The sequence below is a fragment of the Halodesulfovibrio oceani subsp. galateae genome (assembly GCF_055397225.1).
In genome coordinates, this window is sequence record NZ_AP042453.1 from 2565381 (window position 1) to 2589952 (window position 24572).

Here is a 24572-nt window from a genome sequence, read left to right on the forward strand (position 1 = left end):
AGGTAGTGATCAAATTTGCGACATAAAAAAAGCCCCATCCGAAAGGACGAGGCTTTTGAATTATTAAGTAAAGCTTATGAACCTGATTTTATCATCTGCTCCACATGGTTCATGAGATCGTAGTATTCATCCGAACTTGTAATATCTTGGAATACAATCGTATGAGAGGATTCAACATCACCATTTGAAACATTCAAATTAACAACAGCTGTGTCCGTTACCTTATTGTACAATGTCTCAAAAGAGCTTGAGTCATCTAAAGAAATTGACATGCCATCTCCAAGCACCTCATGGAAATCCAAGGTGTCATTCTCATCAAGATTGAAGTCTTCAATTACTGTAATTTCATTTGAAGTTTGGAAATCATGAGCGGTAAACAAGAAGGTGTCTGCATCAGCACCACCATTTAAAATGTCGTTACCAGCACCACCATTTAAGGTGTCTTCGCCTTCATTCCCATAGAGATGATCATCAACCTCAACTACAGAAACATTATCAATATGGACACCATCCGCGCGATCACCATCTGATTTTTTCGTCTGGTAGAAATCAAGGACAGTATTCTCGTCTTGGCCATCAAACACTAACGCCTGATGCTGCCAGTCATCTCCGATTGGTCCTTTTACGACATACTCAGGCTTATGATCTCCATCCACATCCACAAACATTTTTTCACTCTTACCATACCATTGGGTATCAAAAGTCAAAATATATTCGTGATCTGAATCAGTATCGATAGTTTGAGTTACGTTTCTTTCAGAACCATGGTTATCAACCTCTGCGAAGAAGTTTCCATTACTCTCTTTACCAATTTCAATGAGCTCATCCCTGTTCCAATAACCATCACTGCTCACTTCTGGATGATCACCATAATGAGAGCTACCATCTGTAAACACAGAGAAATCACCATTAGTCACAAGTTCTGAACTTGTGCCACCGTCACCGCCATACAGTACATCGTTTCCTGCACCACCACGAATGGTGTCTGCACCTGCACCACCGTCAATCGTGTTAGCGTACGCATCACCTGTTAAGTTATCAGCATGTGCACTACCTATGAGGTTCTCGATGCTAGTAAGCGTATCACCTGTGGCATCACCACCAGATGCTGTGTGGTTTAACAAATCAACATTCACACCAGCGGCGGAATGTTCGTAACTTGCGGTATCGACACCGTCGCCACCATTAATGGTATCACCAAGAGAACCAGTACCTGATCCACCTTCAATAATGTCATTTCCAATGCCGCCATTAATAACGTCAGCACCTTCATCACCGAAAAGGAGATCATTGCCGCTTTGACCATTGATAATGTCTTGGCCATCACCGCCATGAATGGTGTCGTCGAAGCTTGGAACAACTGACACGTTATCCAAATAAATACCCCAATGATCTTGGTTACCATGACTGGCACCGATCTGATCAAAGGAAATATTAGTCATACCACCTGCTCCAGCAACAAACGTCACAGTGTGAGTCGTCCATCCTGAAGAAGTAGTCGAGGTAGTCGTATATGTTCCACCATCTAAGTCTTCACCAGTGGCATTTCCAATATGGACTGTTAATTCATCACCTTGTCCGGCTGAATTGGAATCATTGCGAACAATAAAGGTCAATGTGTACTCATGTCCTTCTACTGTATTAATATTTTGTGACAACGAATTGCCATAGTCTATCTTAGGATTAGTATCTGGTGACTGCACTTCAACATAGTCATGAGCATGCCCATCAATTTTTCCATCTGGAACAATCCATCCAGTAGGAACGCCCTGATTACCAGAGAATGAATCCCAGTCAGAGAAGTCGCCATTGACAATTAAGTTTCCACCCTCAGCAACATCACCACCATTAAGGGTATCGTTGCCAGCTCCACCGTCAATAGTGTCAGCTCCTGCCCTACCATCAATGTGGTTTGCTTCACCATCACCAGTTAAGGTATCGGCGTGGTCGCTACCAACAAGGTTTTCGATGCCATCTAAAGTGTCACCTACGGCGTCGCCGTTTGTTGCGACAGCAAAATCAACTTGCGGGTCTGTCTGAGATAAATCGACGTTTACGGCACTAGCTGAGTTCTCGTAACTGACTGTATCAATACCAGTATCACCATCTGCTTCAAAGGTAGTTGTACCATTTTCAACAACGGCATTTCCACCTATCAAGTGATCTGCTCCGGCACTACCAAGTAACAAGTCATCGCCGTCGCCGCCGATAACGACATCATTATCAAGGCCACCGTCGAGAATGTCATTTCCGCCTTCTCCGTAGAGAATATCGTCGCCAGCACCGCCATTAATTATGTCATCAGTGTTCACGGTATGAAGTACAATATCATCAACCAGAACTCCGTGAGTGGAAGCACTTTGGTCTAGAGGCTCTGTGAAAGTAATCACAGTTGGTTCACCAGAACCTGTAAACTTAATTGAATACGTTTCAAACAAGTTGTCGACATCATTAGACTGCGAGTCACGAGCCGGAATAATAGTAACTTCTTCGTCACCAATTTTAATAATTAAAGCTTCATCCTGCTCAGCACGAGGGTTGTCCCTAATCAGTGCTTTAAAGGAGAATACATATTCTTGTCCGGCAACTGTATCAATCGTCGTTGAAATAGCATCAACAGCGGTATGTGCATCAACCTCTAATACCCTTCCCTGACCAGATTCTGTTCCAGGATTGTATACACTATGATGATGCACTTCCATTCGACCAGAAGTTGCAGACCAAGTATGTGTTGCGTTTCCATCAAAGTTCTGAGCCATGATTAGAGCCGCATCACCACCATGAATGACGTTATTGGAGGAGTTACCTGTCAACGTATCAGCATGCGCAGTACCAACAAGGTTTTCGATACTGGAGTAGGAGTCGCCTTCTGCATCACCGCCACTACCGGTTGCATCGGCGCGACCATCATTGTTTGCATCTGACAAATCAACAATAACAGCATCCTCTGACGTGGCGTAACTAACCGTGTCGCCTGAAGCGCCATCAGAACCACCGTTAAAGGTCTCTGCCGCTGCTCCAGCAAGCATTGTGTCGCTACCGTCACCTGCGTTAACCGTAATATCACCGGAAGTAATGTCCGTCAGGTCAATCGTATCTCCACCATCGCCAGTGGTTATCGTACCTGTTACGTCTTCACTTGAAACAGAAACGCTATCTGCGCCATCGTGGGTTCTTACATCAAGTCCAGAAATGTCACCCGCGGCATACATCTCTACAACGTCGCTTGAATCACCGGTTTCAACAAAGGCATGAGTCAGGGAACCTGCTGCATCAATATCAATCTCGCCACTTGTTTTTTCAAATGTAGTCAAGTGGAGATCATCAACGCTTGCCGCAATATCAACATCCAAGTTTGCAGTGGTGTTTGGATCGCTATTCGTTGTTCCTGTAAAGCGGAATGACTCGATGTCTGAGGCTTCAACATTTGCACCGGAACCAGTGATTGTTGCTGCGTCTTCACCTGTAATATCAAGTTGGTAGTCACCCTGCTCTGTGAGCTCTATTGTGTCACGACCGGAAGCACTATCAGCACCACCGTCGACAGTTCCTGATACTTTGTCACCAGTAAGTTTCACGTAGTCATCACCATCGTGGGTTCTTACATCAAGTCCCGAGATGTCGCCCTCAGCATGCATGTCTACAACGTCACTTGAATCGCCCGTCTCAACAAAGGCATGAGTCAAAGAACCTGCTGCATCAATATCAATCTCGCCACTTGTTTTTTCAAATGTAGTCAAATGGAGATCATCAACGCTTGCCGCAATATCAACATCCAACTTTGCAGTGGTGTTTGGATCGCTGTTCGTTGTTCCTGTAAAGCGGAATGTTTCAACATCTGTTGCGGTAACATTTATACCAGAACCGATAATCTCTGCAGAATCTGTTCCTGTAATATCAAGTTTAAAATCTGCCTGCTCTGTAAGTTCTACAGTATCGCGACCAGCACCAGTGTTAACGGTGAGATCAGCATTTCCATCTGTATGTTCTGTCGAAATATTAACAGTATCGTCTTCACTACCCGTAGTGACAAATAGCTCACTATTTGTATGTGCTTCAATTTCGACATCAACAGCTTTACCTTCAGCGGTAAAGACCTCAACGCCTTTCGCACCTTCAAGACCTATAACCTTCACATCAGATGCATCGGTAAACTTGATAGTTTCGAAGTCCACCGTTGTTATAACAGGAGTGCCATCTACAGTCGTTACGACAGCCAGTTCTAATCCATTGGCATCAGTAGAAAGAGTTACGACATACTCCCCATCTCCAGCGATCTCGAGAGTGTCGTTATGATCAGAACCGACAACACGCTCAATGCCACTCACTGTATCACCAGTAGCTTCGCCGCCGGTAACTGAGGCTGTTCCATCAGCGTTCACAACGTAGGTCACACCACTGCCGCCATTGTCACCAGCGTAAGATGCTGTATCGAAGCCTTCTCCACCTATAAGAGTATCAGCGCCAACACCGCCGACCAAAAGGTCATCTCCAAGACCACCATTCAATGTATCGTTTCCGGCATGACCATACAATTCATCGCCAGCATCATCTGTCACTGCAATATCATCAACAAAAATGCCGATATGGTGTTGCCCTGTATTTTGTGATCCATGCTGTCCCAACGTAATACGAGTTGAACTATCCGTTGCAGTAAAAGTAATGGAATATGTACCCCAGTCACTACTGTCATTATTATCGTAATCGCTAGGGCTTATTTCATATTCCTGACCATCAATTACCACGTACATCTTTTCGCCAGACTCACGTGCGGCGGCTTTGAAGCTTAAAGTGTACTCTTGACCCGCTTCAGTCCCGATATCACGAGACAAGTCACTTTCTTGATAGCTATGATCACCATCTTTATGGGTATTGGAGTCTAGCTCTACAAAGTAATTTCGGTCTTCTCCGTCACCTTTGTGCCAAACTTCAAGTGAAGATTCTGTGCTCCAACCATTTGAGTCAAGATTCGCATTTTCACTACCATTATCGGAACTTGAACGAACACTAGAGTCAGCCCCAAGAGCATCAAAGCTTCCATCAGGTAACAACTCGCTAGAATGTAACCCACCCAATTCAGGACCACCATTCAAAACATCCGCTTCAGTTGTTCCATGAAGAACGTCTGCTTTTGTAGTACCAGACAAAGTAAAATCTGCATCTTGCTTCTCTTCACTGAAGACAAAATCGTTGTAATCTGTACCGCCACCATCTTCGACACGATAAGTTGTTGAATCTGTACTGCCGTACTCTTCACCAGGAACTTTCATATTTGACACAGCGTCAACCGTATCACCATTTTCATTGGTGTACTTAACGGTGCCATCTTCGTAAGTCATGGAGTCCAATTTGTCTTCTGTGACTCTAGGTATCAAGAAGTACTCGACGGTAGCATCTTCTCGAACAGTAAATTGAAGCGTTGAACCTTCATCGATCTCTTTGGAGTTACTCCAATCAGAAATCAACCAACTATCCGAATCTGAATTAACACCAGGCGCTACAAACTCAGTTGTACCATCAGGGTATGTGACAGCTACAACCAAAGCGTTTGTCCACCCGGCGCTTTGTCCTTCAAAGGTCAACGTATATTCTGTCAAATCGGTGCTGCCGTTAACCTCAACGTCAATAACCTTTTCGACAGATGCACCAGCTTCATCTGTGGCAACCACAGTAAAGGATTCATGAACTTCTTGACCATCAACCAACTCTTTCGTTGCCTCACGGTCATTATCGAGGGTGTAAGTCCAAGTACCATTCTCAGTGTCATAGGTAAGATTACCGTACTTACCGACAACCTCTAACGAAGTATCATTATTCTGAGAATCATTTTGATCATACAAGTCAGATGAGGATGTATTTAAATCTGAGGAAACTTCATATGTCAGCGAGCCGCTGCCCCCGACTTCAGCATTCCCTTCATCATTCCCATCAGGATCGGTAAAGGTCAGTGTTCCAGTGGCAGAGCTATCACCTGCTTCCCAATGACCAGCTTCTGTTACGGTGCCAGACACATCAGCAACACTCACTTCCGGAGCATCTTCTGAACCGTTTACGGTTACTTCTACAGTCTGCGTAACTTTTGCACCGGAACCGTCAATGGCGGTCAAATCAAAACTTTCGGTTGGGGTGTCGCCAGGGGCGAGAGCCTGTGTATCCGGATCATCATTATCAAGGGTGTATTCCCATGTGCCCGCGTTATCACCATCAACATGGTACACGAGCTGACCGTATTTACCGGTCATGACAAGATCACCAGATGTTGCTTCTGTCTGGTTGGCTGCGTCGTCGTACTCTGTGCCGGTTTCAGAGGTCAGTGCCACCTGATAGGTCAAGCCTGTGGATCCGGCATCACCGGAGGCGTTGCCATGTTCGTTACCGTCAACATCTTTGAAGAAGACTTCACCGGAAACGCTTGCGTCTACTGTAAGCTCTTCATAGCTGCCGTCTGCGTTCTGAACTACTTTACCATCAGCGCCAACTGTAAGGCCGGCTTCTGTGATTGTCTTTGAAGCATCAGCGCCTGCAACTACTTCCGGAGCATCTTCTGAACCGTTTACGGTTACTTCTACAGTCTGCGTAACTTTTGCACCGGAACCGTCAATGGCGGTCAAATCAAAACTTTCGGTTGGGGTGTCGCCAGGGGCGAGAGCCTGTGTATCCGGATCATCATTATCAAGGGTGTATTCCCATGTGCCCGCGTTATCACCATCAACATGGTACACGAGCTGACCGTATTTACCGGTCATGACAAGATCACCAGATGTTGCTTCTGTCTGGTTGGCTGCGTCGTCGTACTCTGTGCCGGTTTCAGAGGTCAGTGCCACCTGATAGGTCAAGCCTGTGGATCCGGCATCACCGGAGGCGTTGCCATGTTCGTTACCGTCAACATCTTTGAAGAAGACTTCACCGGAAACGCTTGCGTCTACTGTAAGCTCTTCATAGCTGCCGTCTGCGTTCTGAACTACTTTACCATCAGCGCCAACTGTAAGGCCGGCTTCTGTGATTGTCTTTGAAGCATCAGCGCCTGCAACTACTTCCGGAGCATCTTCTGAACCGTTTACGGTTACTTCTACAGTCTGCGTAACTTTTGCACCGGAACCGTCAATGGCGGTCAAATCAAAACTTTCGGTTGGAGTGTCGCCAGGGGCGAGAGCCTGTGTATCCGGATCATCATTATCAAGGGTGTATTCCCATGTGCCCGCGTTATCACCATCAACATGGTACACGAGCTGACCGTATTTACCGGTCATGACAAGATCACCAGATGTTGCTTCTGTCTGGTTGGCTGCGTCGTCGTACTCTGTGCCGGTTTCAGAGGTCAGTGCCACCTGATAGGTCAAGCCTGTGGATCCGGCATCACCGGAGGCGTTGCCATGTTCGTTACCGTCAACATCTTTGAAGAAGACTTCACCGGAAACGCTTGCGTCTACTGTAAGCTCTTCATAGCTGCCGTCTGCGTTCTGAACTACTTTACCATCAGCGCCAACTGTAAGGCCGGCTTCTGTGATTGTCTTTGAAGCATCAGCGCCTGCAACTACTTCCGGAGCATCTTCTGAACCGTTTACGGTTACTTCCACAGTCTGCGTAACTTTTGCACCGGAACCGTCAATGGCGGTCAAATCAAAACTTTCGGTTGGGGTGTCGCCAGGGGCGAGAGCCTGTGTATCCGGATCATCATTATCAAGGGTGTATTCCCATGTGCCCGCGTTATCACCATCAACATGGTACACGAGCTGACCGTATTTACCGGTCATGACAAGATCACCAGATGTTGCTTCTGTCTGGTTGGCTGCGTCGTCGTACTCTGTGCCGGTTTCAGAGGTCAGTGCCACCTGATAGGTCAAGCCTGTGGATCCGGCATCACCGGAGGCGTTGCCATGTTCGTTACCGTCAACATCTTTGAAGAAGACTTCACCGGAAACGCTTGCGTCTACTGTAAGCTCTTCATAGCTGCCGTCTGCGTTCTGAACTACTTTACCATCAGCGCCAACTGTAAGGCCGGCTTCTGTGATTGTCTTTGAAGCATCAGCGCCTGCAACTACTTCCGGAGCATCTTCTGAACCGTTTACGGTTACTTCCACAGTCTGCGTAACTTTTGCACCGGAACCGTCAATGGCGGTCAAATCAAAACTTTCGGTTGGGGTGTCGCCAGGGGCGAGAGCCTGTGTATCCGGATCATCATTATCAAGGGTGTATTCCCATGTGCCCGCGTTATCACCATCAACATGGTACACGAGCTGACCGTATTTACCGGTCATGACAAGATCACCAGATGTTGCTTCTGTCTGGTTGGCTGCGTCGTCGTACTCTGTGCCGGTTTCAGAGGTCAGTGCCACCTGATAGGTCAAGCCTGTGGATCCGGCATCACCGGAGGCGTTGCCATGTTCGTTACCGTCAACATCTTTGAAGAAGACTTCACCGGAAACGCTTGCGTCTACTGTAAGCTCTTCATAGCTGCCGTCTGCGTTCTGAACTACTTTACCATCAGCGCCAACTGTAAGGCCGGCTTCTGTGATTGTCTTTGAAGCATCAGCGCCTGCAACTACTTCCGGAGCATCTTCTGAACCGTTTACGGTTACTTCCACAGTCTGCGTAACTTTTGCACCGGAACCGTCAATGGCGGTCAAATCAAAACTTTCGGTTGGGGTGTCGCCAGGGGCGAGAGCCTGTGTATCCGGATCATCATTATCAAGGGTGTATTCCCATGTGCCCGCGTTATCACCATCAACATGGTACACGAGCTGACCGTATTTACCGGTCATGACAAGATCACCAGATGTTGCTTCTGTCTGGTTGGCTGCGTCGTCGTACTCTGTGCCGGTTTCAGAGGTCAGTGCCACCTGATAGGTCAAGCCTGTGGATCCGGCATCACCGGAGGCGTTGCCATGTTCGTTACCGTCAACATCTTTGAAGAAGACTTCACCGGAAACGCTTGCGTCTACTGTAAGCTCTTCATAGCTGCCGTCTGCGTTCTGAACTACTTTACCATCAGCGCCAACTGTAAGGCCGGCTTCTGTGATTGTCTTTGAAGCATCAGCGCCTGCAACTACTTCCGGAGCATCTTCTGAACCGTTTACGGTTACTTCTACAGTCTGCGTAACTTTTGCACCAGAACCGTCAATGGCGGTCAAATCAAAACTTTCGGTTGGAGTGTCGCCAGGGGCGAGAGCCTGTGTATCCGGATCATCATTATCAAGGGTGTATTCCCATGTGCCCGCGTTATCACCATCAACATGGTACACGAGCTGACCGTATTTACCGGTCATGACAAGATCACCAGATGTTGCTTCTGTCTGGTTGGCTGCGTCGTCGTACTCTGTGCCGGTTTCAGAGGTCAGTGCCACCTGATAGGTCAAGCCTGTGGATCCGGCATCACCGGAGGCGTTGCCATGTTCGTTACCGTCAACATCTTTGAAGAAGACTTCACCGGAAACGCTTGCGTCTACTGTAAGCTCTTCATAGCTGCCGTCTGCGTTCTGAACTACTTTACCATCAGCGCCAACTGTAAGGCCGGCTTCTGTGATTGTCTTTGAAGCATCAGCGCCTGCAACTACTTCCGGAGCATCTTCTGAACCGTTTACGGTTACTTCTACAGTCTGCGTAACTTTTGCACCGGAACCGTCAATGGCGGTCAAATCAAAACTTTCGGTTGGGGTGTCGCCAGGGGCGAGAGCCTGTGTATCCGGATCATCATTATCAAGGGTGTATTCCCATGTGCCCGCGTTATCACCATCAACATGGTACACGAGCTGACCGTATTTACCGGTCATGACAAGATCACCAGATGTTGCTTCTGTCTGGTTGGCTGCGTCGTCGTACTCTGTGCCGGTTTCAGAGGTCAGTGCCACCTGATAGGTCAAGCCTGTGGATCCGGCATCACCGGAGGCGTTGCCATGTTCGTTACCGTCAACATCTTTGAAGAAGACTTCACCGGAAACGCTTGCGTCTACTGTAAGCTCTTCATAGCTGCCGTCTGCGTTCTGAACTACTTTACCATCAGCGCCAACTGTAAGGCCGGCTTCTGTGATTGTCTTTGAAGCATCAGCGCCTGCAACTACTTCCGGAGCATCTTCTGAACCGTTTACGGTTACTTCTACAGTCTGCGTAACTTTTGCACCGGAACCGTCAATGGCGGTCAAATCAAAACTTTCGGTTGGAGTGTCGCCAGGGGCGAGAGCCTGTGTATCCGGATCATCATTATCAAGGGTGTATTCCCATGTGCCCGCGTTATCACCATCAACATGGTACACGAGCTGACCGTATTTACCGGTCATGACAAGATCACCAGATGTTGCTTCTGTCTGGTTGGCTGCGTCGTCGTACTCTGTGCCGGTTTCAGAGGTCAGTGCCACCTGATAGGTCAAGCCTGTGGATCCGGCATCACCGGAGGCGTTGCCATGTTCGTTACCGTCAACATCTTTGAAGAAGACTTCACCGGAAACGCTTGCGTCTACTGTAAGCTCTTCATAGCTGCCGTCTGCGTTCTGAACTACTTTACCATCAGCGCCAACTGTAAGGCCGGCTTCTGTGATTGTCTTTGAAGCATCAGCGCCTGCAACTACTTCCGGAGCATCTTCTGAACCGTTTACGGTTACTTCTACAGTCTGCGTAACTTTTGCACCGGAACCGTCAATGGCGGTCAAATCAAAACTTTCGGTTGGAGTGTCGCCAGGGGCGAGAGCCTGTGTATCCGGATCATCATTATCAAGGGTGTATTCCCATGTGCCCGCGTTATCACCATCAACATGGTACACGAGCTGACCGTATTTACCGGTCATGACAAGATCACCAGATGTTGCTTCTGTCTGGTTGGCTGCGTCGTCGTACTCTGTGCCGGTTTCAGAGGTCAGTGCCACCTGATAGGTCAAGCCTGTGGATCCGGCATCACCGGAGGCGTTGCCATGTTCGTTACCGTCAACATCTTTGAAGAAGACTTCACCGGAAACGCTTGCGTCTACTGTAAGCTCTTCATAGCTGCCGTCTGCGTTCTGAACTACTTTACCATCAGCGCCAACTGTAAGGCCGGCTTCTGTGATTGTCTTTGAAGCATCAGCGCCTGCAACTACTTCCGGAGCATCTTCTGAACCGTTTACGGTTACTTCTACAGTCTGCGTAACTTTTGCACCGGAACCGTCAATGGCGGTCAAATCAAAACTTTCGGTTGGAGTGTCGCCAGGGGCGAGAGCCTGTGTATCCGGATCATCATTATCAAGGGTGTATTCCCATGTGCCCGCGTTATCACCATCAACATGGTACACGAGCTGACCGTATTTACCGGTCATGACAAGATCACCAGATGTTGCTTCTGTCTGGTTGGCTGCGTCGTCGTACTCTGTGCCGGTTTCAGAGGTCAGTGCCACCTGATAGGTCAAGCCTGTGGATCCGGCATCACCGGAGGCGTTGCCATGTTCGTTACCGTCAACATCTTTGAAGAAGACTTCACCGGAAACGCTTGCGTCTACTGTAAGCTCTTCATAGCTGCCGTCTGCGTTCTGAACTACTTTACCATCAGCGCCAACTGTAAGGCCGGCTTCTGTGATTGTCTTTGAAGCATCAGCGCCTGCAACTACTTCCGGAGCATCTTCTGAACCGTTTACGGTTACTTCTACAGTCTGCGTAACTTTTGCACCGGAACCGTCAATGGCGGTCAAATCAAAACTTTCGGTTGGGGTGTCGCCAGGGGCGAGAGCCTGTGTATCCGGATCATCATTATCAAGGGTGTATTCCCATGTGCCCGCGTTATCACCATCAACATGGTACACGAGCTGACCGTATTTACCGGTCATGACAAGATCACCAGATGTTGCTTCTGTCTGGTTGGCTGCGTCGTCGTACTCTGTGCCGGTTTCAGAGGTCAGTGCCACCTGATAGGTCAAGCCTGTGGATCCGGCATCACCGGAGGCGTTGCCATGTTCGTTACCGTCAACATCTTTGAAGAAGACTTCACCGGAAACGCTTGCGTCTACTGTAAGCTCTTCATAGCTGCCGTCTGCGTTCTGAACTACTTTACCATCAGCGCCAACTGTAAGGCCGGCTTCTGTGATTGTCTTTGAAGCATCAGCGCCTGCAACTACTTCCGGAGCATCTTCTGAACCGTTTACGGTTACTTCCACAGTCTGCGTAACTTTTGCACCGGAACCGTCAATGGCGGTCAAATCAAAACTTTCGGTTGGGGTGTCGCCAGGGGCGAGAGCCTGTGTATCCGGATCATCATTATCAAGGGTGTATTCCCATGTGCCCGCGTTATCACCATCAACATGGTACACGAGCTGACCGTATTTACCGGTCATGACAAGATCACCAGATGTTGCTTCTGTCTGGTTGGCTGCGTCGTCGTACTCTGTGCCGGTTTCAGAGGTCAGTGCCACCTGATAGGTCAAGCCTGTGGATCCGGCATCACCGGAGGCGTTGCCATGTTCGTTACCGTCAACATCTTTGAAGAAGACTTCACCGGAAACGCTTGCGTCTACTGTAAGCTCTTCATAGCTGCCGTCTGCGTTCTGAACTACTTTACCATCAGCGCCAACTGTAAGGCCGGCTTCTGTGATTGTCTTTGAAGCATCAGCGCCTGCAACTACTTCCGGAGCATCTTCTGAACCGTTTACGGTTACTTCTACAGTCTGCGTAACTTTTGCACCGGAACCGTCAATGGCGGTCAAATCAAAACTTTCGGTTGGAGTGTCGCCAGGGGCGAGAGCCTGTGTATCCGGATCATCATTATCAAGGGTGTATTCCCATGTGCCCGCGTTATCACCATCAACATGGTACACGAGCTGACCGTATTTACCGGTCATGACAAGATCACCAGATGTTGCTTCTGTCTGGTTGGCTGCGTCGTCGTACTCTGTGCCGGTTTCAGAGGTCAGTGCCACCTGATAGGTCAAGCCTGTGGATCCGGCATCACCGGAGGCGTTGCCATGTTCGTTACCGTCAACATCTTTGAAGAAGACTTCACCGGAAACGCTTGCGTCTACTGTAAGCTCTTCATAGCTGCCGTCTGCGTTCTGAACTACTTTACCATCAGCGCCAACTGTAAGGCCGGCTTCTGTGATTGTCTTTGAAGCATCAGCGCCTGCAACTACTTCCGGAGCATCTTCTGAACCGTTTACGGTTACTTCTACAGTCTGCGTAACTTTTGCACCGGAACCGTCAATGGCGGTCAAATCAAAACTTTCGGTTGGGGTGTCGCCAGGGGCGAGAGCCTGTGTATCCGGATCATCATTATCAAGGGTGTATTCCCATGTGCCCGCGTTATCACCATCAACATGGTACACGAGCTGACCGTATTTACCGGTCATGACAAGATCACCAGATGTTGCTTCTGTCTGGTTGGCTGCGTCGTCGTACTCTGTGCCGGTTTCAGAGGTCAGTGCCACCTGATAGGTCAAGCCTGTGGATCCGGCATCACCGGAGGCGTTGCCATGTTCGTTACCGTCAACATCTTTGAAGAAGACTTCACCGGAAACGCTTGCGTCTACTGTAAGCTCTTCATAGCTGCCGTCTGCGTTCTGAACTACTTTACCATCAGCGCCAACTGTAAGGCCGGCTTCTGTGATTGTCTTTGAAGCATCAGCGCCTGCAACTACTTCCGGAGCATCTTCTGAACCGTTTACGGTTACTTCTACAGTCTGCGTAACTTTTGCACCGGAACCGTCAATGGCGGTCAAATCAAAACTTTCGGTTGGGGTGTCGCCAGGGGCGAGAGCCTGTGTATCCGGATCATCATTATCAAGGGTGTATTCCCATGTGCCCGCGTTATCACCATCAGTATGGTACACGAGCTGACCGTATTTACCGGTCATGATAAGATCACCAGATGTTGCTTCTGTCTGGTTGGCTGCGTCGTCGTACTCTGTGCCGGTTTCAGAGGTCAGTGCCACCTGATAGGTCAAGCCTGTGGATCCGGCATCACCGGAGGCGTTGCCATGTTCGTTACCGTCAACATCTTTGAAGAAGACTTCACCGGAAACGCTTGCGTCTACTGTAAGCTCTTCATAGCTGCCGTCTGCGTTCTGAACTACTTTACCATCAGCGCCAACTGTAAGGCCGGCTTCTGTGATTGTCTTTGAAGCATCAGCGCCTGCAACTACTTCCGGAGCATCTTCTGAACCGTTTACGGTTACTTCTACAGTCTGCGTAACTTTTGCACCGGAACCGTCAATGGCGGTCAAATCAAAACTTTCGGTTGGGGTGTCGCCAGGGGCGAGAGCCTGTGTATCCGGATCATCATTATCAAGGGTGTATTCCCATGTGCCCGCGTTATCACCATCAGTATGGTACACGAGCTGACCGTATTTACCGGTCATGATAAGATCACCAGATGTTGCTTCTGTCTGGTTGGCTGCGTCGTCGTACTCTGTGCCGGTTTCAGAGGTCAGTGCCACCTGATAGGTCAAGCCTGTGGATCCGGCATCACCGGAGGCGTTGCCATGTTCGTTACCGTCAACATCTTTGAAGAAGACTTCACCGGAAACGCTTGCGTCTACTGTAAGCTCTTCATAGCTGCCGTCTGCGTTCTGAACTACTTTACCATCAGCGCCAACTGTAAGGCCGGCTTCTGTGATTGTCTTTGAAGCATCAGCGCCTGCAACTACTTCCGGGCGATCATTCGTGCCACGCACATCAATCACAAGTTCAGACTCTGTGGAAGCTGTTCCATCAGTTGCGCTATACTTGAAGGTATCCTGAAGTGGATCACTGCCTTCGCTTAAGCCCTGAACATCAGAATTGTTATGATCAAGAGTGTATGTCCAAGAACCATCTTCTGCTATTTCAAGAGTACCGAATGATCCTTCGTACGTACCCGGATCAAAAACAGTGATGACTTCGATATCAAGGTCGGAATCATTAGCAAGCACATTACCAGATGCAGTTGGAACGTCTACAGTTCCTGCATTCACATCATGGTATTCTTCAGCAGTAACTCCACCAGCATCAGCAACGACTGTTGGCGCATCATTTGTGCCATTAATTGTTACAGTCAGTGTAGCTGTGTCTGAAGTTAACCCATCGGAAACTGTGTAGGTAAAGGTTTCTGTACGAGATTCACCATCGTCTAAGGCAACTATGTCTCCATTCTGGTTATCCAGAGTGTAAGTCCATGTACCATCTTTATTAATAACGAAAGTGCCGTACTGGGCATTAGAGGTTGAACCTGTAATGCTTAACGTGTCGCCATCTGGATCAATGTCGTTAGTAAGAACATTCCCTGAAACGGAAGGATTGGCTGCACCATCTAAAATATTTGTGAGTTCTTCGGCTAGTACGCTGCTGCTATCATCAACAGCAACAACAGGAGTATTCTCTGCTCCAGTCTGATCAAAGGAAATAGTGGCACGACTAGAATCGTCGTATGAGTGGCTAATTTCCTGATTCTCAATTCCGCCAAGTGCCTCGCCGAAGCCCTCAATATTCGAAGAGCCGGATCCCTGCGGAGAAGAGGGGGTAGAACCTGCAGCGGTGTCAATAAAACCATCTTCGCCAATAGCTTCCATTATTGCTTCTGCTGAAAGCACAGTGCCGTCTTGCAGAACTACGTCTACAGGCTCGAGCTCACTAGCGAAGTCTAACAGCTTAAGAACAGACTCGTCTTCAAATGTTAAAACAAGATCATCGCCATCTTTTGCGGCTTGAACTGAATCCAGATCAAAATCGAAAGAAACATCCAGTTCTGAGCCAACAACAACTTCACGCACTTCACCAGCGACAGGCTTTTTCAAAACCTGAATATTCTTATCATTGTCTATTTGTGCAACCATGATTCCCCCCCTATGGGAAATGCGCTAGAAACCGGAAACTTCCCCAAGTTCCAGTTCCTAAGATGTTTAAAAAACAACTATTACCTTTTATACTGCAAATATATTGAATGAAACTAATTAAGAACATTAGATTATCTAATTTTCAATAGTTTTTTTCCCTTTCTTTTCGGGAGGCTATACATAAAATTAGATTTATTTTTATACATTTCGTTTTTTTCCAACATATTAGAAAAGATTTATTAAACAACATCATGTAAAAAGTGAAAGTAAATATTTGTAAATACCATATTTTGTCACAGTGTTATGTCCAACAATAGTCAACTTTTCAATAGGCAATAAAAAAGCGGAGGAACCAAGTTCCTCCGCTTAACGCAGTCAGTATTATTGCATGTAAATCTTACTTGCTTGACCGGCAGTCACTGCACACACCGTATAGGTACATTCTATGACTGGTCAGAACAAAACCATGCTTTGCAGCAAGTTCGTCCTGTAGACGTTCAATCTGGTCATCGATGACTTCCAGATTTTTCCCGCAGCGCTCACAAATCAAATGATCATGATGCTTACTGCCATAACTTTGCTCATAGCGAGCTACACCGTCACCAAAGTGAACTTCTTTGGCAATACCTGAGTCGCACAGCAACTTCATGGTTCTGTAAACGGTGGCCTGCCCAACAGACGGGTCAGCTTTTTTAACACGCTCGTACAATTCTTCTGTAGTCAAGTGTCCTTCGTCTTTCAAAAACACTTCTACAATCAGCATACGCTGCGGAGTAACCTTCAGGTTGTTCTTTGCAATATAATCTGCAAAGACTTGAATTGGCTCTTTCATACGTCCTCGGCTTGTGTTTCACAAATGATACCGGACAATATACTTACTCAACACAAATCGCAAGCAAGCTTACTCTAATCTGCAATAGTCTATAGAATCTCGCTAATATTCCAGCCATTAGCTTCGGCAGCTTCGCGTACACCGTTTCCACCAAGAACGCAGATATGCCCTGTTTCTGCCGCAGCTTGAAGCACTTCTGCGAAAGAGTGGAAATGATCAAGCGTTGTTGACAGAATTTCGTCACGCATCTGCTGACGCATTGCGTCTGTATCGCCAAGCATCTTGCGAGTAGCAGCGGCAGAACCTTTTGCGTCCGGAAGCATATGCGTATCAAGGTCGCCAATGGCACCAATAATAGCTTTTTCCAGCTCTGCCTTTCCAAGTTTAAGATCTTTCAAGTACGCCGCAGAACCATCAAATGCTTTCAAAGTATTTTCGAGGTTCGGGTCACGGTAGGAAACCTGTGCAAGAACGCCTGTGCTTCTATCAAAAGCTGCAAACGCACCGTATGCACCGCCCTGCACGCGAACCTGATCCCAAAGCCAGCCCATGCGTAAATGCTTGAAAATAACATTGGCGGAACCATGATATTTATATCCAAGCGCATACAAATCTGCACCTTTGCCCACATAGTTAACCTGTGCAGGAATAAGGAAAGCCTCGTTTGTGGTCGCAAATTCAGGCTGCCACAAAGCAGATTCAGCAGCACGTTCAGGTAACGCATCGATAAAGCCTTTAACAAGACCATCAACCGCGTGAAGACCACTTGCTTCAGCAGTTACTGAAATCAATGTCTGTGACTTTTTGAGGATAGCAGCGCGAACATGCTCTAAATCAGCAAGAACTGCATCCCAGTCGCTAGCAACTTTATCTGCCAACGTACGAAGGAAACCAAGATAGCTAATACCGCCAGTCTGCTCTGATACCCAGCCAGCCACATCAAAGCAGCCGCGCAAATGGGACATCACGATCATATGACCGGAAGGAACAACACCCTGCTCAACGCGAGACTTTTCTTCCAAAACAATAGAACGGAAGCGCTCTTTATTATTAAGCTCGGAATCCAGCGCCACTGTCTGCAATAATTCAAAAAGATCAGCAACTTTATCTTCTGTTGATTTACCGTGAACTACAAGTTTCGCAAGCGGAGTCCGCTCGCCAATTGTAGTTGCGGTCATAAGGTCAGCGCTGATGCCACCAGTTTTTGCAGCAATGCGCATTCCCAGCTCAACAAAGTTAAGCTTATCTGTACCCACTTCGGTCATACATCTGCCCAGAAGCGGAACATAAGGAAGCAAAGAGGCATCCAATCCGGCAATATCAAAGGCAGCGGAAGCATATACAACGCCGTTTGTTTCCAAATCATGCGTGTAGACAGTCACACCTGAATGCGCTGCTTCCTTCTGCGGAATAGTTTTGTTTTCTGTCGGAATATCTTCAATGGTGAGACGTGGAATACTTGCCACAGCTTCTTCGCTATCCGGAGTCTGCTGCATTTTTCGAAGCAGTGCTGTGTTTTCTACAACAGCAGCTACGTCTTCGTCGCTCATGTTCTCACGAACACTTGCAAGGCTTTTTTCTACACGTTTTTTACGCTCATCCTGTAAATCTTCGTCCGGAACAAGCAACACAGTGGTGCGATGGTTGTTCCCGACAAGGAAAGCACTAATGAGGTCTTCAAAGAGACGGTCGCCATTAGCAAGACGCTCTTTAATAAAACCAAGAGGCTCTTCAAAAGCAATAAGTGCCAACGGATCAGCATCGTACAACCAGGTGGTTAACGATCTAACCATCACTGACAAACCAACAGGGAAACGGCCGGAGTTGTTCTCGCGAAGATCGAACTCAATGCTGTTAACAGCAGCTTCGATATATTCTTTATCGATGCCGTCTTTAATAAGACCGTTGAGTGTATCAAAAATTAACGCCTCAACTACGTCAGCGTTTTCAGATTTAATACCTGAAAGACCGGTTGAGAAGTACATCTGGCGCAGTTCATTTTCAAGACCTACGCCCGTAATGTCTTCACCGAGACCGGACTCAATAAGTGCCTTGCGCAGTGGAGATGCAGGCATACCGATAAGGATCTGCTCCAGCATCTGGAATGCAAGGTTAAGCTCTGCTTCAGCAGTTTCAGGAAGCAGCCAGTTCATAGTGAACATAGCACGTCCCTGATGTTCACTGGTGGCAGGGCCAGCGGCATAGCCTTCCAGCAATGCAATCGGACGTTCGAATTCTTCCTGAAGCGGTACGTTAGAATCTACTTCCAGTGCGGAGAAACGCTCCAAGGTTCCTGAAAGTTTTTCAAGACGTGTTGCTTCATCATCATCGCCCCAGAAGAAAAAGCGACCGTTGGATGGATGATAGTAAGTTTCGTGGAAGTTTTTAAACTGCTCATAGGTAAGCTGAGGAATAACATCAGGATTACCACCGGAATCAAGACCATATGTCATATCCGGGAACAATGACTGCTGAGAACGCTCATGCAGCACACTATCCGGCGAGCTGTAAACGCCGCGCATTTCGTTATATACGACACCGCGATACGTTAACGGTTCTTCTGCCTTTTCCACATTGTAATGCCAGCCTTCCTGCTGAAAAATCTGCTCGTTAATCAGAGGGAAAAATGCTGCATCAAGGTACACATCAATTAAGTTATAGAAATCCTGCAGATTAGTTGATGCCACAGGATAACAAGTCTTATCCGGATAGGTAAACGCATTCAAAAAAGTCTGTAATGACCCTTTAAGCAATTCTACAAACGGTTCTTTTACAGGGAATTTTTCTGACCCGCACAATACGGAGTGCTCCAGAATATGCGCAACACCTGTTGAATCTGAAGGTGGAGTTCTGAAGGATACGCCAAACACCTTGTTTTCATCGGCATTGTTCATGGACAGTACCTGCGCACCAGTTTTGCTGTGTTTCCACAGACGGGCAATAGTTGCCAACTCTTCCACGCGCTGTTCATCAACAAGTTCAAAGCCGAACTGTTCTGTCATTGTCTTCCTCCGGAATATCCTTTTTTCTCTCGTCTCTGCCTGCCTGCAGAGAACAGTACTCTTTATGATACAATAAGATATAGGCAGGCTTGTCTGCCGTCCATACATTTTGTCTCTGAATCAACATTTGTACTGCGCCCAACAAACAAATAAGCCGACACAACTCTGCGCCGGCTTATTCCTCTCTCAATTTTGACTATGCATTATAATGCGCAAAAATTATTCTTTGCACTATGCACCAAAAATTTTCTAGCACGCAACATCGTTTGTTAGCATATCTGTTTCCACAGCCTTAACAACACGGTTACGACCATCACGTTTTGCACGATACAAAGCATTATCTGCACTTTCATACAATTCGTTAAATATCTGAGGAAGGAACTCTTCTGTTGAAGAGACTCCCAACGATATTTTCACATTAAGGCTTCGTCCGTCCGGCAATACAATAGGTGTATGCTCTATCCGCTCTCTGATACGTTCGGCAAGAATCATTGCACCGGCGGTTGTGGAATTCGGAAGCAAAAGCGCGAACTCTTCGCCACCTACACGAGCAACCACATCAACCTTACGGGCAGTTGTCTGCATCACCTTGGCAACCTGATGCAACACAATATCACCGACAGAATGTCCATACTGGTCATTTACATATTTGAAATGATCAATATCAGCCATCAACAACGCCATGTGCTGGCCTGCTCTTTCAAACAGAGCAAACTCTTGATCCGCACGTGTGAGTAGATACCTGCTGTTATACAACGTTGTGAGCGGGTCCAGAAGGCTCATTCTGGCAAAATGCTCTTCGCTTTTGCTGATACAAAGAGCAAAACCGACCATCGCAAATACGCTACCTACGGTAATGTATGTATACAACGCAACTTCGTACAAAGGATCCACAGGAGTAAGTTGCATCAGAAAAGTAATACACAACCAACCGAACGGAGCACAAATCCCTAAAAGAAATGCCTGCCATGCCCGTTGAAACCGGCTTTGCTCATTGATACAAAACAAATTGTGGATAATGCGCAACATCTGTTACTCCTGAGAAGAAGCTAACCGCTCTGTTGTCCGCCGTTGGAAGGCAAATATGCCCGCGCAATTGAATGTAAATCTTCGTATTCAACACGCGATGCGATTCCTATACAAAGTTCAGTAGACATTTCACACTTAAACTGCATGTCTTTAAGCAAGGCGTCTTTATGTTTTTTCAACCACTTACGAACAAAAGGAACATCAAATCCGTCGATAACCATTGAAAGAGAATCTCTGAAATAAGCAGAAGAAATAAGCGGTAATAGACCCTGGCAAGCATCCTTCCCCTGATGTCTTGCGTAGAAAATATAAAAGAGCAACGCTACAATCAGCTTATCGTCAGGCACCTTGTATCCGACATCAAAGAAACGTTCCCGTCCTTTGTACTTGTCCGGCATTAAGCGCAAAAGCTCCTGAGAGAAACGAATGGCTTTATCACCTTCAAGAGGCGCCTGAGGAAAATCTGCATAAAGCTTTGCAATACTTCTATGGGGATTTTCAGAAGTAGCAACATCCAGCACAGCGACTCTCATGCAGTCAAACTTACGTTCCATAGAACCAAGCATAGACTGTGCTTTAACTTGCGCCATTTTTCGAATGGTATCTTCTGAAAAATTACCGAAACCGATCTCTAAAAGATAACGAACATACTCTTCAGAAGTATGCTGTGCCTCTTCATGAATCGGTTTGAAATTTCTTTTATTCCCTACCAGCTTCTTTAACGAAAGCCAGTACGCTGCAACGCCTTCTACAGGCATCTCCAGCAAATCAAAATCGTGTTTTATATCCGCCATACACTACACCTTCACTGTAACAATAGAGACGTCCATCCCATTATATTAACAGTGATACCGTAGCAGTATGCTAAACGCAACATAGAAAGCGGAGCCAAAGAAATTTCAGTGCACCAGCATGAGAGCACGCTGGTCCACATATGCATTTTCTAAAATTTCAATAAGAGAATTGCAACACTCAGGCTAGCCGTTTGCTGCATGTAGTGTTTCAACCATGGTGGAAAAAAAATCGTCTGCATGTGCTGCGCTGTCCAACCCGCATAATCCGCGAACTACAGAGGCTAGCAAATGTAGATCTAAGGCAACATCAAAGAGCCCGTTATCAATACGGCACTGATCATTTTCAACCCGCATTTTGTATACTCTTTGATCTTTATTCACTCCGTCAGAGACAACGACAGAGTAGACTTGTTCTTTAGCGTCTGTAAGATACAGACGCTGTTTTGTAATGGTTCCCGCTTCATGATCATGGTACGAATTTTCAGAGCACAGCACGCCTGTAAACTCCATATCTGTACCTACGTCATTAGGCAGCATGAACATTCTCATGCCATTGGATTCAGAAAGCATAGTCATCCCGAACCTCCTTAGGTGGGTAACGTTAGCTGTTCCGGCCCCCGCGGTTTTTTAGGTTTTGCTTCTACCGGTTCCGGCTCCGGATCCGGCTCAACAACCTGCTGCTCGACTTTCTCGAACAACACACCGCCCCCCTGAGCTTGCCAAAAAGCTTCAAGATCAACACGAGAGACTCTGTAGCCGCGCCCAAGCTTTGCTGCTTGCAGACTACCGTCTTTAATCGCTCTGCGAATGGTCTCTTTATGACAGCTAAGAAGTTCTGCTGCCTCACCAAGTGTGTACGTATGCTTTATGCCAATACTCAATGTTAATACCAAATGCGATTACAACGCGACATAAGACGATTCTGCCTATCAGAATATCTTTCTGTCGATTTTTAGTGAATTATCGTCAATATTATCACTTTCAATCAACTGATGTCAACTTTGCACACATTTAGAACACTCTACACAACCTACGCCTTTTTTGGAATACGGAGGCGAAATAAATCATACATACGCAGCCTTAGCTGCTATTTATCATCAAAAATCGCTATTCGACGACTCAAGTACAAAAAAAAGACATCCCGCTTTCGCACTCGGACTGCAATGTTCAATTTTATACAGTGTTCTTGAAACCACTTCCCCGTCTCTGGCAAGCAACTGTCGTGCAGTCTTCGTCTCCGCTTCTAGCAACAGCAACGACTCATCTGTACCCACCAACAAACTATCAACATCTGAACACTGTTCACAAAATTCTTGAGGAGAAGCATACGCCAAAACGTTTGCACATGCGGCATTGCACCAGTCAATCTGTCCATTTTCCAAAACAGAGAATACTGCCACAGGCAGCATATTAACTAGAGTCTCATACCGTGCTGCCTGCTCTCTGTTTTCTTGAATCTCAGCAGCCCTGCGCATTACGATACTTAAATTAACCCGCAGCTCTTCAAGATCACAGGCTTTTTGATCAAAGCAAAGGCGTCACTATCAACCACCTCTTGCAGCTGATCAACTGCGGTACCACAAGTAATGAATATTACAGGCAATGCATACGATGAATACAATATCTTTGCGGCATGTACACCAGACGTACCATCTTCAAGATAGATATCCATAAGTACCAAGTCAGGCATTTCAGTCATCGCAAGCTCTATTGCTTCATCTTCTGAACGTGCCACTCCAACTACACTATGCCCTTCGCTTTCCAACATTGCTTTATGTAATGTTGCACTTACCGTATCATCTTCTACAATAAGCACTCGAAGACTGTACATAACGATATTACTCCATCGTTGATACCAATTTAGCTATCTATCTAAACAAGTAGTAAAACCTAAATTAAACTATTTAATATTTCATAGTTATCTTTTTACACAACTCTATTGCTTCATTATATCGTAAGCAGATTCCTTTCGAATGTTCAATATGTTATTATCTAATAAATGTACCAAAAACATATTCTACTGTAGCAACAAGACTTAGTCCGCATAAAAAAAGCCCCGATAGATATCGAGGCTTTGATAAAAAATATAGCATTTAAAAAAATAAAAATTCAAAAAAGTTATTTCCGTTCACACGGCGCAACATGATTAGGAGGACCAAAGCCTTCACCCGGTGTATAACTGTCACGCAGGCAAATAGATAGATACACTTGTGCTTTCTTTACAGACTGTTTCAGCTCAAACCCATGAGCAAGGAAGGTTGCAATAGCAGCAGATAATGTACAGCCGGTACCATGAGTGTTTTTAGTAACAACACGAGAATGATGCAGTCCAAGCGGTGCTTCACCAGGAAGCCCCAACCAGTCTACTAATTCTTCATCCGCCTCATCAAAATGTCCACCTTTAAGCAATACCGCCTTAGGCCCTAAAGCAAGAATACGCTTTACCGCTGTTGCAACATTGGATTCTGTTTCAATTTTCATCCCCGCAAGCATTTCTGCTTCCGGTTTATTAGGCGTAACAACGGTTGCTAATGGAAGAATCCGCTCGATGAGTGCATCTACAGCATCCTGCTGCAAGAGCGCGTGACCACTTGTACTTACAGATACCGGATCAATTACCAACGGAAAATCCTGCTTCATAAGCAAATCCGCAACACCGGTAATGATCGGAGCAGAAAAAAGCATACCCGTTTTTGCTGCTGCAATAGGGAAACCGTCTAAAACGGTTGTAAGCTGCTGCACAACAAATTCCGGATCAGGTGCCTGAATCCCAGTCACGCCCAGACCATTCTGTGCTGTCAAAGCTGTGATGACACTCGTGCCGTATCCGCCAAGCACGGCCATCGTCTTTAAATCCGCTTGAATTCCAGCGCCACCGCCCGAATCAGAACCTGCAACGGTAAGCACGCATGGATGTTTTTGCATTCTATGATCTCCTAGCAAATATAACTTATGTGCCTCCGGCGGCTGGGCGGAAACTTTTTGTAAAAAGTCTCCCCCAGACCCCCTTCAAAAACTTTTATTATGACTGATCAAAATTACAAGCACTATATGTCTAACAGACCATGTGCGCCCGTCACAAAAATCAGCCCTAATCGGGGTCAAGGGGACGTGTCCCCTTGCGGGGGTGTAGGGGGCGGAGCCCGCCTACTCGCCG

Annotated in this window: 9 protein-coding genes; all 9 read right to left on the reverse strand. The window is 46.8% G+C overall.

The annotated features are described in order from the left end of the window. Nucleotides 1-74: 74 nt before the first annotated feature. Nucleotides 75-15758 carry a VCBS domain-containing protein gene (locus ACZ5V1_RS11630; RefSeq protein ID WP_464388976.1) on the reverse strand — a complete coding sequence of 5228 codons (15684 nt, stop codon included), beginning with the start codon at nt 15756-15758 and terminating at the stop codon, nt 75-77. A gap of 397 nt (nt 15759-16155) precedes the next feature. Then, nucleotides 16156-16590 carry a Fur family transcriptional regulator gene (locus ACZ5V1_RS11635; protein WP_074216431.1) on the reverse strand — a complete coding sequence of 145 codons (435 nt, stop codon included), beginning with the start codon at nt 16588-16590 and terminating at the stop codon, nt 16156-16158. Nucleotides 16591-16679: 89 nt separating this feature from the next. After that, complete coding sequence (locus ACZ5V1_RS11640) at nt 16680-19592, reverse strand: insulinase family protein (protein ID WP_464388977.1); 2913 nt, start codon at nt 19590-19592, stop codon at nt 16680-16682. A gap of 249 nt (nt 19593-19841) precedes the next feature. Next, nucleotides 19842-20621 carry a GGDEF domain-containing protein gene (locus ACZ5V1_RS11645; protein WP_464388978.1) on the reverse strand — a complete coding sequence of 260 codons (780 nt, stop codon included), beginning with the start codon at nt 20619-20621 and terminating at the stop codon, nt 19842-19844. A gap of 20 nt (nt 20622-20641) precedes the next feature. Then, on the reverse strand, nt 20642-21415 hold the full coding sequence (locus ACZ5V1_RS11650) for a hypothetical protein (RefSeq protein WP_464388979.1): 774 nt from the start codon (nt 21413-21415) through the stop codon (nt 20642-20644). A 183-nt stretch (nt 21416-21598) separates the two neighbouring features. Then, nucleotides 21599-21991: a hypothetical protein gene (locus tag ACZ5V1_RS11655; RefSeq protein WP_464388980.1), complete on the reverse strand. Its 393-nt coding sequence runs from the start codon at nt 21989-21991 to the stop codon at nt 21599-21601. Nucleotides 21992-22002: 11 nt separating this feature from the next. Continuing rightward, on the reverse strand, nt 22003-22296 hold the full coding sequence (locus tag ACZ5V1_RS11660; RefSeq protein ID WP_160712828.1) for a helix-turn-helix domain-containing protein: 294 nt from the start codon (nt 22294-22296) through the stop codon (nt 22003-22005). Between the two features lie 602 nt (nt 22297-22898). Beyond that, nucleotides 22899-23246: a response regulator gene (locus ACZ5V1_RS11665; protein WP_464388981.1), complete on the reverse strand. Its 348-nt coding sequence runs from the start codon at nt 23244-23246 to the stop codon at nt 22899-22901. A 287-nt stretch (nt 23247-23533) separates the two neighbouring features. Next, nucleotides 23534-24340 carry a bifunctional hydroxymethylpyrimidine kinase/phosphomethylpyrimidine kinase gene (thiD, locus tag ACZ5V1_RS11670; RefSeq protein WP_464388982.1) on the reverse strand — a complete coding sequence of 269 codons (807 nt, stop codon included), beginning with the start codon at nt 24338-24340 and terminating at the stop codon, nt 23534-23536. Between the last annotated feature and the right edge of the window lie 232 nt (nt 24341-24572).

Excerpts from the sequence above, each read along its gene's own strand:
- ACZ5V1_RS11630 (WP_464388976.1), bottom strand. The coding sequence starts at position 15,758 with ATGGTTGCACAAATAGACAATGATAAGAATATTCAGGTTTTGAAAAAG.
- ACZ5V1_RS11635 (WP_074216431.1), bottom strand. The coding sequence starts at position 16,590 with ATGAAAGAGCCAATTCAAGTCTTTGCAGATTATATTGCAAAGAACAAC.
- ACZ5V1_RS11640 (WP_464388977.1), bottom strand. The coding sequence starts at position 19,592 with ATGACAGAACAGTTCGGCTTTGAACTTGTTGATGAACAGCGCGTGGAA.
- ACZ5V1_RS11645 (WP_464388978.1), bottom strand. The coding sequence starts at position 20,621 with ATGTTGCGCATTATCCACAATTTGTTTTGTATCAATGAGCAAAGCCGG.
- ACZ5V1_RS11650 (WP_464388979.1), bottom strand. The coding sequence starts at position 21,415 with ATGGCGGATATAAAACACGATTTTGATTTGCTGGAGATGCCTGTAGAA.
- ACZ5V1_RS11655 (WP_464388980.1), bottom strand. The coding sequence starts at position 21,991 with ATGACTATGCTTTCTGAATCCAATGGCATGAGAATGTTCATGCTGCCT.
- ACZ5V1_RS11665 (WP_464388981.1), bottom strand. The coding sequence starts at position 23,246 with ATGTACAGTCTTCGAGTGCTTATTGTAGAAGATGATACGGTAAGTGCA.
- thiD (WP_464388982.1), bottom strand. The coding sequence starts at position 24,340 with ATGCAAAAACATCCATGCGTGCTTACCGTTGCAGGTTCTGATTCGGGC.